Origin of the sequence: Asticcacaulis sp. YBE204, from assembly GCF_000495855.1 — a bacterium.
Classification (GTDB): Bacteria; Pseudomonadota; Alphaproteobacteria; order Caulobacterales; family Caulobacteraceae; genus Asticcacaulis.
In genome coordinates this window covers 168312-180329 of the sequence record NZ_AWGF01000009.1, presented here as the reverse complement: position 1 = coordinate 180329, position 12018 = coordinate 168312, and the positions used below count along the sequence as shown (strand labels likewise).

At 62.6% G+C, this 12018-nt stretch carries 11 protein-coding genes; 5 read left to right on the top strand and 6 right to left on the bottom strand.

Features of this window, described 5'->3' with window-relative positions:
• Nucleotides 1-146 precede the first annotated feature (146 nt).
• From AEYBE204_RS31660 to AEYBE204_RS31635, 6 genes are read right to left on the bottom strand one after another with little or no spacing between them, the layout of a single operon-like run.
• Entirely contained in the window at nucleotides 147-1685 is a 1539-nt protein-coding gene (locus tag AEYBE204_RS31660; protein WP_023462569.1) for a response regulator, read from the bottom strand.
• A complete protein-coding gene (locus AEYBE204_RS31655; RefSeq protein WP_023462568.1) occupies nucleotides 1678-3465 on the bottom strand; it encodes an ATP-binding protein in 1788 nt (595 codons plus the stop codon). The genes AEYBE204_RS31660 and AEYBE204_RS31655 overlap by 8 nt, the downstream gene beginning before the upstream one ends.
• A 2-nt stretch (nucleotides 3466-3467) precedes the next feature.
• Nucleotides 3468-4490 (bottom strand): ATP-binding SpoIIE family protein phosphatase, encoded by a 1023-nt coding sequence (locus AEYBE204_RS31650; protein WP_023462567.1) that lies wholly within the window; start codon nucleotides 4488-4490, stop codon nucleotides 3468-3470.
• The gene (locus tag AEYBE204_RS31645) at nucleotides 4481-4894 is read right to left on the bottom strand and encodes an anti-sigma regulatory factor (RefSeq protein ID WP_023462566.1); all 414 of its coding nucleotides are present in this window, start codon (nucleotides 4892-4894) and stop codon (nucleotides 4481-4483) included. Before AEYBE204_RS31645 ends, AEYBE204_RS31650 begins: the two co-directional genes overlap by 10 nt.
• Complete coding sequence (locus AEYBE204_RS31640; RefSeq protein WP_023462565.1) at nucleotides 4866-5273, bottom strand: STAS domain-containing protein; 408 nt, start codon at nucleotides 5271-5273, stop codon at nucleotides 4866-4868. Before AEYBE204_RS31640 ends, AEYBE204_RS31645 begins: the two co-directional genes overlap by 29 nt.
• Before the next feature lie 7 nt (nucleotides 5274-5280).
• Nucleotides 5281-6129 carry an STAS domain-containing protein gene (locus tag AEYBE204_RS31635; protein ID WP_031230746.1) on the bottom strand — a complete coding sequence of 283 codons (849 nt, stop codon included), beginning with the start codon at nucleotides 6127-6129 and terminating at the stop codon, nucleotides 5281-5283.
• Nucleotides 6130-6426: 297 nt separating this feature from the next.
• Between AEYBE204_RS31635 and AEYBE204_RS31630 the strand changes: the two genes are divergently transcribed.
• From AEYBE204_RS31630 to AEYBE204_RS31610, 5 genes are all read left to right on the top strand, one after another.
• Complete coding sequence (locus AEYBE204_RS31630) at nucleotides 6427-6795, top strand: peptidoglycan-binding protein (protein WP_023462563.1); 369 nt, start codon at nucleotides 6427-6429, stop codon at nucleotides 6793-6795.
• Between the two features lie 52 nt (nucleotides 6796-6847).
• Complete coding sequence (locus AEYBE204_RS31625) at nucleotides 6848-7864, top strand: amidohydrolase family protein (protein ID WP_023462562.1); 1017 nt, start codon at nucleotides 6848-6850, stop codon at nucleotides 7862-7864.
• Nucleotides 7865-8032: 168 nt separating this feature from the next.
• Nucleotides 8033-9145, top strand: coding sequence for a glycosidase (locus tag AEYBE204_RS31620; protein WP_023462561.1), 1113 nt, complete (start codon nucleotides 8033-8035; stop codon nucleotides 9143-9145).
• 99 nt (nucleotides 9146-9244) lie between these two features.
• Nucleotides 9245-10483: an NAD(P)/FAD-dependent oxidoreductase gene (locus AEYBE204_RS31615; protein WP_023462560.1), complete on the top strand. Its 1239-nt coding sequence runs from the start codon at nucleotides 9245-9247 to the stop codon at nucleotides 10481-10483.
• Nucleotides 10480-12018: a sodium:proton antiporter gene (locus AEYBE204_RS31610; RefSeq protein WP_023462559.1), complete on the top strand. Its 1539-nt coding sequence runs from the start codon at nucleotides 10480-10482 to the stop codon at nucleotides 12016-12018. The genes AEYBE204_RS31615 and AEYBE204_RS31610 overlap by 4 nt, the downstream gene beginning before the upstream one ends.

The window sequence follows — 12018 nt, the reverse complement described above, 5'->3', positions numbered from 1 at the left end:
TGTTGTTCAGAGATTAAGCCATAAAATGTCACCGGTGTCATCACCGATTTTACACATTTTGCGCCACCCTGCCACGCCCAATTGTTAGCGCTAACTTTTTAGCTCGGCAAGTGAATTTTGCGGCCGCCGACTCGCAGCGAATTAGGTTATTTTACGATCGATGCCAGCAAATGTTCGAACTGGGCGATATTTATCGGTTTGGCCAGATAGTCATCCATCCCGGCTTCCAGGCATTTTTCGCGATCGCCCGCCATGCCATAGGCGGTCATGGCAATGATCGGCAGACGAGTACGCCCCTGCGCCGCTTCCCACATCCGGTAGCGACGCGTGGTCTCAAACCCGTCCATGCCGTCCATCTGCACGTCCATCAATGCCAGATGAAACGGTTCGGATGTCAACCGGTCAAGGCCTTCGACGCCGTTGGCCGCAACCGTGACGTCATAGCCGAAACTTTCCAGCAGGGCCGTAGCGACGACGACATTGGCGGCATTATCCTCGATCAGCAGGACACGCCCGCCTTTTGAAACTTCTGCATCGACGCGATCCGACGGACCTTGCCTACCCGCCTGACCCTCGTCCTTTTTCAGCGGCAGGATGAGGGTGAAATGCGTCCCTTCTCCCAGACGGCTGGACACTTCCAGCGTGCCGCCCATGCGGTCGGCCAGACTGCGCGCGATCGGCAGACCCAGCCCCGTGCCGCCGTAACGACGCGTGGTCGAGCTTTCGGCCTGAACGAACTTCTCGAAAATCTGACCCATATTTTCCGGCGCGATGCCGATGCCGGTGTCTATAACCTCGAAGCGCAGGACCGAATCCGGCCCCGACGGCGTTTCGGACAGCGCAACCCTGACGTCGCCCGTTTCGGTGAACTTTACGGCGTTGCTGACCAGATTGAGCAGGATCTGATACAGGCGCTGAGGATCGCCGATGAAACTCCCCGTCACTTCGCCCGGCCTGTAGACGAGCCCGATGCCCTTGTCGGCGGCCTGCTGGCTCAACATCTTGAACACCCGGTCGATGACATCGGTTGGCCGGAATGGCACGGCCTCCAGCTCGATCTTGTTGTCCTCGATCTTGGAAATATCGAGCAGGTCGTTGACCAGCGCCAGCAGCGAGTCGGCGCTTTGCTGGAGCGTCGTGACGAATTTTTCCTGCTGAGGATTGAGCGGCGTGCGCGCCAATATGCCGGATATACCGATGATGGCGTTCATCGGCGTGCGGATTTCATGGCTCATATTGGCCAGAAACTCGCTTTTGGCCTGACTGGCCTCTTCCGCCTTTTCCAGCGCCTCTTTCAGCCGGTGTTCGGCGTCGCGCACCCTGAGCAGCGAGCGCACCGTAGCCACCAGTTCCAGCGCGTCGATCGGCGTTGTCAGATAGCCGTCGGCCCCGCATTCCAGCCCCTGCGCCCGGTCGCGGCCTTCGATGAACAGAGCCGACGTCATCAGCACCGGCACCGAGGCCAGTTGCGGCTGAAGCTTGATGCGTACGCACATGTCGAAGCCCGTACCATCCGGCAGGTTGACGTCGAGAATGACCAGATCGACCGGTTGCGCCAGCAGCTGGGCCATGCCGTCTTTCAGGGTCGCCGCCTCCAGAGTCGCGTAACCCGCCTTGGCCAGCAGGCGCGAAAAGGCGTAGCGATTGGTCGTGGTGTCGTCGATGATGAGGATGGTTTCAGGCATGGGACGCCGCCTTTGGCCGGAGGGTTATACGCGAAAAAATATCGGCGATGCGCCGTTTGCGCTCGCCGTGGGACAGGGATTTCGACAGGACCGCATCGGCATCGGCCAGAAGGGCGTCCAGTTGCGCGTCGGACAGCACCTTGCTCGAATTGACGATGACCGGGATATCGCGCGTCTCAGGCAGACGCTTCAGTTCCTTCAGCACGTGTTCGCCGGGGATGTCGGGCAGATTCAGGTCGAGAAAAATTGCTAACGGCTTGCGGCTCACCGCAGCGCTGAGGCCGCTGGCCCCGTCGATGGCCTCGATCACCTCGTCGGCGTGGCGCTCGACCGTCCGGCGGATGACGTAGCGGTCGGGCGTATGGTCGTCGATGATCAGGACGCGCGCCTGACGGACGCCAGTCAGTTCGGCGTCCGGCGCGGCCTCTTCCACGCCTTCGATACCGGCATAATGACGCGGCAGCAGCAGCGAAAAGGTCGAGCCTTCGCCCGGCGCGCTGTCGACCATGACCTGTCCGCCGAGCATGGTGGCCAGCTTGCGCGACAACGGCAGGCCAAGGCCCGTGCCCTGAATGCGCAACTGGTGGTCGCCGTCGATCTGGGTGAAATCCTCGAAGATGCGGTCCTGATCCTCTAACGCGATGCCGATGCCGGTATCCGCCACGGCGAATTCGACCCAGTCGTCGTCGACGCTGCGCGCCGAGACGCGGATTTCGCCGGTATGGGTATATTTCAGGGCGTTGGAAATGAAGTTGCGCAGGATCTGCGACACCTTGCCTTCGTCGCTGATCAGGGGCGGATGACGCGCCGCGTCCTCGAAGATCAGCTCGACCGGATGGTTGGGCAGGACCAGCGGCTTGAGCATCCCGCGCAGGACGCGGAACATCTCATCGACCTCGAACGACCGCGGCCGGATGACGACCTTGCCCGCCTCGACCTTGGCCAGGTCGAGCACGTCATTGACCATGGCCGACAGTTCGCGGGCGCTGTTGCGGATGAAGCCGATCTGCTTTTCCTGCTCGTCGGTCAGGTCGCCGTCCAGACGGTCGATCAGGATGCTGGAAATGCTGATGATCGAATTGAGCGGCGTGCGCAGTTCGTGGGTGATGGTCGAGAGAAACTCGGTCTTCAGTTCCGAGGCGCGTTTCTGGTAGTCGGCGCGCTGCTCAAGTTCGCTTGAGAGTGCGACGACGCCGCGATTGGTTTCCTCAAGCTCGATATTGAGCTGGGTCAGGCGCGTCTGCTGGCGCTGCACCTCATCGAGCGCCGCCAGAAGCTCCTGATTCTGCCGCTGCATTTCCTCGAACGGATTTTGCGGTTCTTCGGCGGCCAGAGCCATACCGATCTGGGCGGCGGTTTGTTTGGTGACGGGCGGGGCGCGTTTGGGCAGAAAACAGGCGATGTCGATGACCGTGCCGCCCGTGTCGGACTCGATAGCGAAGTCGTCGACCAGCCGCCGGGCGCCGGACAAGCCGACGCCCATGCCGGTCTTTGAGACATATTGCCCCGACATGATGGCCTCAAGCTCGCGAATGCCGTGGCCACGGTCGCTGACGCGGATCAGAAACTTGCCCGGATCACCGGCTTCGAGGCCGAACTCGACGCGGCCGCCGGGGGTATATTGAAATACATTACGCACCAGCTCGGACAGGGCCGTGGCGATGCGCACCTGATCCTGCGGGGCGTAGTTGAGGTGTTCGGCGATCTGACGCGCGCGGCGGCGCGCCAGGACGACGTCCTGCTCGTAACGGATTTCCACCTTGAGCAAGGCCACGGGCACGGTTACGCCCTCCTGATGACGACGACGACGGTCGCATCGTCGCGACCGCGCTGAAAATGCTTGTACATCACCCCCGCAATGACGCTGGGGGCGCGATGCGCCAGACCGGGAAATTCTTCGAGTTTCCAGTGCGTGGTCAGACCGTCCGAGTGAAAGATCAGCACATCGTTCGGCCCGCAATCCGTCGAAAAAGCCTTAACCCTGGCGTTGGAATGACCGACGATGCCGTTCATCGAGACAAGACCCTTCGCCTTGGGCACGGTCATGACATAGCCGGCGATATTGCCGATTCCAGCACTGGTCAGACGACCCTGTGCGGCATCGAGCGAAGCGGTCATCACCGCCGCTCCGCGGGTGGGCCGCATGGCGGCGTTAAGAGCTTCCAGAAGGCCTTGCGCGTCCTGACCCGGCTTGCGGTCAAAAGTGTCCAGCGCCACGTCGCTGGCCTCTGCCGCCAGGGGGCCATGGCCCAGCCCGTCGCTGACCACGATATCGACGCCGTTCTCGCGCTCGCGTACCCGCCAGCCGTCGCCGCATAGCCGCTCGCCCACCACCGGCAGACAGATCGCGCCGATATCGTAGGCCTCCGGCTTCAAAGCCTGCATCTCCGTCGGCGGCGTGAAGACCTGCGCCACCAGCACGCTGCCCTTGCCGTGCAGAGAATATGTTTCCAGCCGGTCGGCCAGACGCTTTACGGCGCCGAGCCCCGTGCCGGGACTGCCCGCCGTCGAATAGCCGTCTTCGAAGCAGCGCTGAAGGTCCATGCCGGGCCCGTCGTCCAGCGACATGATCTCAAGGCCGCGCGCCTCGCCCGCCCTGACGGCGCGCAGGATGATCGTGCCGCCGCCCGCGTGCTTGGCCAGATTTCCGGCAAGCTCCGTCGCGACGATGCCGACCCGGCCATTGACGGTTTCATCGAAGCTCAGATTCTTGCCGGCATTCATCGCCTGACGGCGGGCGTCGCCGACATCGTGCTGTTGCTTGACAGTTATGGCCAGAGACTGGCGGAACAGGTCTATTTCCATCGCGCGATCATGACGCGCGTGCCCTGCCCCACAACGGAGTGAATGGAAAAGTCATTGCTCAGGCGCTTGGCCCCGCTGAGGCCCAGCCCCATGCCGCTGCCCGACGTATAGCCGTCGGTCATGGCCTTTTCGATGTCCGGAATACCCGGCCCCTGGTCTTCGAAGGTCAATCTCACGCCTTTACGTATGCCGTCCTGAAGAGACTCGATCAATGCCGTGCCGCCACCGCCATAGATCAGGGCGTTGCGCGCCAGTTCGCTGGTGGCGGTGACCAGCTTGGTCACATCGACCAGCCCCAGCCCGGCTTCGGTCGCCACGGCACGGGCCTTTTGCCGCACCATCACCACATCGGCTTCGGCGCGGATCGGCAGAGTCTCAGTACTCCTGACGATCATCGTCGCCATCGCTTTCCGGCGGCACAACGCTACCGCCCCCGATGACCCTCAGCATCTGCATGCCTTTTTCAACGTCGAGCGCGGTCTTCACGCCCGGCAGCGTCAGGCCCAACTCGACCAGCGTGATGGCGACCGCAGGCTGCATACCGACGATGACCGTCTGAGCGTCGAGGACGCGCGACATGGCCGAGATATTGGAAATCATCCGGCCGATGAAGGAATCGACGATTTCCAGCGCCGAAATGTCGATCAGCACGCCGGTGGCACCGGTCTTCGAAATACGCGTCGTCAGGTCGTCCTGAAGCGTCATGGCCAGACGATCGTGCATGTCGACCTGAATGGTGACCAGCAGGAAGTCACCCATACGCAGAATAGGGATACGTTCCATAGTCGGTTTACGCCTGAGGTTTACTACGCACGATTTTCATGCCCTGACGATCCAGCGCCACGGCGAACGCCGAGGCCAGCGTCGCCTTGGTCGTGACATTGCCGAGTTCGACGCCGAGGTGGACGATGGTCTGGGCGATCTGAGGGCGGATGCCGCTGATCAGGCAGTCTGCACCCATCAGGCGGGCGGCGGTGACGGTTTTCAACAGATGCTGCGCCACAAGTGTATCGACGGTCGGCACGCCGGTAATGTCGATGATCGCTTGAGTCGAACCCGTCTCGACGATGCGTTGCAACAGCGATTCCATGACCACCTGTGTGCGGGCGCTATCAAGCGTGCCGATCACCGGCAGGGCCAGAATGCCTTCGGCAAGACTGACCACCGGGGTCGACAGTTCCAGCATGTCTTCCTGCTGACGGGCGATGATTGTCTCGCGCGTCTTGAGGTAGACGTCCATCGTATGCAGACCCAGACGGTCGAGGATGGCGGTCGCTTCCCACACGGCGTCGGCTAAAGCCTTGCCGTCGTCCTGATGCGCCTTGCCCAGAGCCGTGAACAACGGCCGCTTGAACGAAAAGACGAAGGTCGCGGTCTCGGACGGCGAAAAGCCCTGCTCGCCACGGCTGCTCGACACGTCGCTCAAAAACCGCAACACCGCCTCCCATTCCGGGGTGCGCAGGTCGGTCGTATTGCCGTCCCTTATGGCCTGAACAAACAGGCGCAGAAAGGTCTCGCACTGCTGGCGCAACTCCGTCTCGCGGATCGCGCCCTGCCGGCTGAAGGCGCCGATCTGTTCCTTTACCCATTCATCCAGAAGGGCCTTTTCGTTATCGAGAACTGCCTGATAAAGGGCCATCTTCCCCGCCTCGCCGCCAATCATAGGTTTTCCAATACGGATCTTGCCGGCACCACATCGGGTCCGGATCACTCCGCTTGCGCCACACAGCGCGGAAAACACTAGCTAGTGTTTCATTCTCCGCGTCAAGTTGCACACCGGGCCGCAAAAGGCAGATTCATATCGGAAATTTATAAGTCGCGATTGAGCGCAATGACGCTTGCGCGGGGCAAATACGAGACCTGCCACTATTGTGTTGCGATATCACGACCGGAGGCTATCCTTGCCGCCTGTAAAATCGATACCTGAGATGGAACCATGCCGGCGCTGGGAAGCGACAAGCGACTGAAAATAACCACCGTGGCGTTTGTCGGCGTCGCGGTCGCGGTAATCGTGTGGGGGGCGATGCAGACCAAACCGCCCGCGAATCAAGCGGATCGGGCAAAAGGCCCGTCGCCGGTAGTGGTCGCCTCGTCGCGGGCAAATCCGGACACGATCCTGAACATTCAGAAATTGCTGACGCGACTGGGGTACGACCCCGGTGCTGCCGACGGCGTGTTGAGCGCCAAGACCGAACTGGCCATCGCGCAGTTCAAGGTCGACGGCAACCGCACGTTTCAGGTGACCGACTATGAGGCCATCCTCAGCGCTCTGGTCAGCGCCGTCTCGGCGGAACCGGCAAGGTAATCGATTGCCATGTCGCACGACCATGTTATCCTTCTGTCGAAGAGGGGCAATCATGCGCATATTACCATACCTGCTGATCATCCTTGCGACCGCCGCACAGGCCCAGACGGAGGCGCCGGACCGCGGTCCGGTCATCGACATGCACATCCACGCCTATGGCGCCGGAGGCGAAGGCCCGCCCTCCTATATCTGCACGCCCTTTCCCGCGTGGAAGCCCCTCGATCCGGGTAAGGGCGGTGCCGGACTGCCGGGCTATCTCGGCAGCATGTTCGGCAATCCGGATTGTCCGAAGCGTATCTTCTCGGCCACGACGGACGACGAACTGCGCACAAAAACCCTGGCCGAACTGCGCAAGAACGACGCCTATGCCGTGGCGGGCGGCTCGGCGAAATATGTCGACCGCTGGCTGGCCGACGAACCGAAACGCCTTATCCCGGCGATCGGGGCCGGATCGTTCGCCAAACTGCCGAGCGTGGAGGACCTGCGGAAACGCCATGCGGAAGGCCGCCTGAAATCCCTGTCCGAACTGAGCTTCCAGTATAACGGCATCGGCCCCGCCGATCCGCGCTTCGAGCCTTACTGGGCGCTGGCCGAAGAGCTGGATATTCCGGTCGGCATCCACATGGGACCCGGCGCGCCGGGGACGACCTATTTCGCAACGCCGGAATACCGCGTCGCCCTGTCGGACCCGATGCAACTGGAGCCGGTACTGGTAAAGCACCCCAGATTGCGGATTTTCGTCGTCCATGCGGGATATCCGATGAAGGAGCGCATGCTGGCCCTTATGGCGGCCTATCCGAATGTCTATGCCGAATTCGGGTTCCTTACCGTCGGCTATCGCGACAGCGACGTCTGGCCCTACATCCAGGCCTTCATCGACGCCGGTTTCGAAGACCGTATCCTCTACGGTACGGATCAGATGGTCTGGCCGGAAGCCATAAGTTTTTCCATTGACCGGGTGCGTCACGCGCCGGGCCTGACCGCAGCCCAGAAGCGCAAGTTTCTCTATGAAAACGCCGCGCGCTTCCTGCGCATAGACCCTGCCAATACGGGTATTCTGAAGCCCTGAGATTCAGGGTGCTGGATCGATTCTGATTTGCCACAAAGCCAGGTTAGGGGTCCATGCCGAATGCTTACAATTGGCGGCCTTTGTCGCATTTTGCGTTTATGCGGCGATGGGCAGATTGGCAGACGACCGGCCTCACACCGTGCGGCATGGCGTAATCCGGTGACCTCCATGACATTCGACATCGACCGCCTCGTTCTGGTGCCCGACGACATCGATCTGTCGCGTTCGCCGCTGGCCGGGCATTTCGATGCCGAGACCTATATTCTGGGCGTCTTCAATCCCGGTCTGCTGCGTTTGCCGAACGGCAATCTGCTGATGATGGTGCGCGTTGCCGAAGCCCTGCGCACACCGATTGCCGACGGTCACGTCCACGCCATTCGCTGGGACGACAACCGCTATATGCTCGATGCCTGGCCGGTAGAGCATGCCGATACCGCCGACCCGCGCACATTCACCCTGCACGGCCATACATGGAAAGTCATGGCCCTGACCTCGCTGTCGTGGCTGCTGCCGGTCGAATTGACGCCGGACGGGCTCGATATCGTCGAACTGCACTACGACAAGGCGATCCAGCCGCAATTCAGTTTCCAGTGCTACGGCGTCGAAGATGCGCGGATCAGCCGGGTCGGCGACCGCTGGCTGATGACCACTTGCTCGGTAAGCCCGGAGCGGCATTCGACCTGCCTCTACAGCTCGACCGACGGCCTCGACTGGACGTTCGAAGGCATCGTCCTCGACCACCAGAACAAGGACATGCTGATCTTCGAAGGTCTGATCGACGGCAAATACTGGGCGCAGACGCGGCCGCTGGGCTCGCTCTATTTCGCCTATCCGCCGGGCAGCAACTGGCGCGCCGGGCCGTCGATCAATCTGGCGATGTCGCCGGACGCCCTGCACTGGAAGCCCTGTGAGAAACCTGGCATCCGTCCCCATTCCGGCACGCTTACCGAACGCATCGGCGGCGGCACCCCGCCGATCCTGACCGACAGGGGCTGGCTGACCCTGTGGCACGGCGTCGAGCCGAAAGAGATCGTCGGTATCTACCGTACCTACTGGTCGCTTCTGGATAAGGACGACCCCAGCATAATACTGGAAACCGGTCAGGACGCCATTCTGGAAGCGGCGCCGGATCTGACGCAGCCCATCGAGCATCAGATGTATCTGAGAGACGTCGTCTTTACGACCGGCATCGCCGACGGGGGTGAGGTCTATGTGGTCGCTTCCGGCGAAGCCGATCTGGCGTGCCGGATCACCCACATCCCGAAGCGCGTCTTTATCTGAGAGCGAACAGCGTCTTACCAATCTGTGTTTTGACTTCATTGCCGATACGATATTTCTTTGAAAACGATTCCGGATCGGGCTTTCAGGAGATGCGTTCGTATGACCGGCACACTGGATGTCGCCATTATCGGGGGTGGGGCCGCCGGGATTGCGGCGGCGCGTTATTTGATCGGGCATAGGCGATCCGTGCGGATCATCGAGGCCCTGCCGCGTCTGGGCGGACGCGCCTTTACCCGACACATCGACGGCTTGCCGCTTGACATGGGCTGTGGCTGGCTGCATTCGGCGGAACGCAACCCCCTGGCGGCTTTAGCCGACACGCTCGGTCACCCGCTCGACCGTCGTGAAAGCGCGTGGTCGAAACAGCTCGGCAATATCGATTTTTCGCCTGAGGACCAGCAGGGGGCGTGGAACGCTTTCGAGTCCCTGAAGAATCGGTTGCGTGAAACGCCGCCGCCCGGCGACCGGGCCTCGGACGCCCTGCCCGCAACCGATCGCTGGCGTCCCTTCGCCGACGGTTTGAGCAGCTTCATGAACGGTGCCGAACTCGATCAGCTGTCCGCTGAGGATTTTCTCGCCTACGAGGACGCCGCCAGCGAATCGAACTGGCGGTTGCCGGAGGGCTATGGCGCGTTCATCACCGGTCTGGGCGTTGACGTGCCTGTAAGCTTATCGACGCGCGTCAGGTCGGTCGCCGGCGATAAGGATATGGTGCTGCAAACCGATCAGAGTGTCATCCGCGCCGCCGCCGTCATCGTGGCGGTCCCGACAACGGTGCTGGCGCGCGGCGATATCCGTTTCTCTCACGCCCTCGACGATCATCTGGAGGCCGCGTCGCACCTGCCGCTCGGCCTTGCCGACAAGGTGTTTCTGACGATGAACGATCCCGACGCCGTGCCGCCGGAATCGCACCTGCTCGGCCGCACGGACCGCGCCGAGACCGGCAGCTATTACCTCAGGCCGCTTGGACGCCCCGTTATAGAGTGCTTTCTGGGCGGCGCGTGGGCGCGCGACCTCGAACGGCAAGGACCCGACGCCGCCACCGCCTTTGCCATCGAAGAGTTGACGCACCTGCTGGGCGGCGATTTCGCGCGCGGCCTCTCGCCCCTGATTACGACGCGGTGGGCCAAAGAGCCGACCATAGGCGGATCGTACAGTCACGCCCTGCCCGGCCATCACGCCGCCCGCGCCGTCCTGTCGCATCCGGTGAGCGAACGCCTTTGCTTTGCGGGCGAGGCCTGTTCGGCGCACGATTTTTCGACCGCCCACGGCGCGTGGCAAAGCGGGATCGACGCCGCCCGACACATAGAAACCTATTTGGCGGGAGCGCACGCATGACCTTTTTCGAAAGCCTGCTTGTCCTTCTCGCCATAGCCATCGGACTACTGCAAATCTCGCGGCGGCTGTCGATCCCCTACCCGACCATGCTGGCTGCGGCCGGTGTCTTGCTGGCGCTGGTGCCGGGCGCGCCCGAAATCGGCCTCGACCCGCATATGGCGCTGGCCCTGTTCATCGCCCCGGCCATCGTCGATGCGGCGTTCGATTTTCCTCTGGTGGCCGCCCGTCGCTACTGGCGGCCCTTGTTTGCGCTGGCCGTGGTCGCGGTGCTGCTGAGTGCCAGTGCCGTCGCGTGGCTCGGTGTCGTCATGGCCGGTCTGCCCGTGTTTGCCGCTCTGGCGCTGGGCGCGATCGTCGCGCCACCCGATGCCGCCGCAGCCACCGCCGTGCTGGGCAGCGTCAACATGCCCCGGCGGTCGGTGACGGTGCTCAAAGGCGAAAGCCTGCTCAACGACGCGACCGCCCTGCTCCTGTTTTCCGCCGCCGTCGCCTTGCAAAGCCGCAACAGCGGCGGCGGCGATCTGATGCTGCGGCTGGGTCTGGCGGCGCCGGGCGGCATTCTTCTCGGTGTCGCTCTGGCGTGGGCCTTCCGCTATATCACGCCCATCGTCACCGGCACGCGCGGCGCCAATCTGATGGAGTTCGTCACCTGTTTCGGCCTGTGGATCGTCGCCGAAAAGCTCGGCCTGTCGGCGGTCCTGTGCGTCGTCGCCTTCGCCATGACCATCGCCTATTCCGCCAACCTGAGCACGCCGCCGCGCATGCGCATCCACAGTTTTGCCGTCTGGGACGCCGTGGTGTTCTGCCTGAACGTCTTCGCCTTCCTGCTGATGGGCTTTCAGGCCCGCGCCATCGTCAGCGGCATGACGCCGGATCGCCTCCATGCCGCCGTTGGGTTCGCCGTTGCCGTGGTCGTATGCCTGATCGGCGTACGGATGGTCTGGCTGCTGATCTATAATCGGCTGGCCCATCGCTTTCGGTCGGCGCGCGGCGATCTGGAGCCCGCGACGCTCGGTCAGGGCATACTGGTCGGCTGGTGCGGGATGCGTGGGCTGGTCACGCTGGCGACGGCCTTTTCACTGCCCCTGACCTTTCCCGACCGCGACCTGATCGTGCTGACGGCATTCGCGGTGGTGCTGGCGACGCTCGTCATTCAGGGCCTGAGCCTGCCGTCGCTGGTGCGCTGGCTGAAGCTCGACGGCGACAACGGCCTCGACAAGGAAATGGCCGAGGTGCGCGCCGATCTGGCGGCCACGGCGCTGAAAACATTGAAGGCGCACGAAGGCCCGGCGGCGGACTTCTGGCGCTATGAGTTCGAGACCTCGCGTACGGCGGCGCTGACGCCCGACGATACCGCGCTGGAAGATCAGCGCGCCCTGGGGCGCCATGCCCTGCGGGCGCAGCGCGAACGGCTGGAGATCCTGCGCCGGGAAGAACGCGTCGGTGCCGACGCCTATCTGATCCTTCAGGAAGAGCTCGATTTCGCCGAGGTAAGCATCACCCGCGAATCCGACCGGCGGATCGAGGAAAGCTAA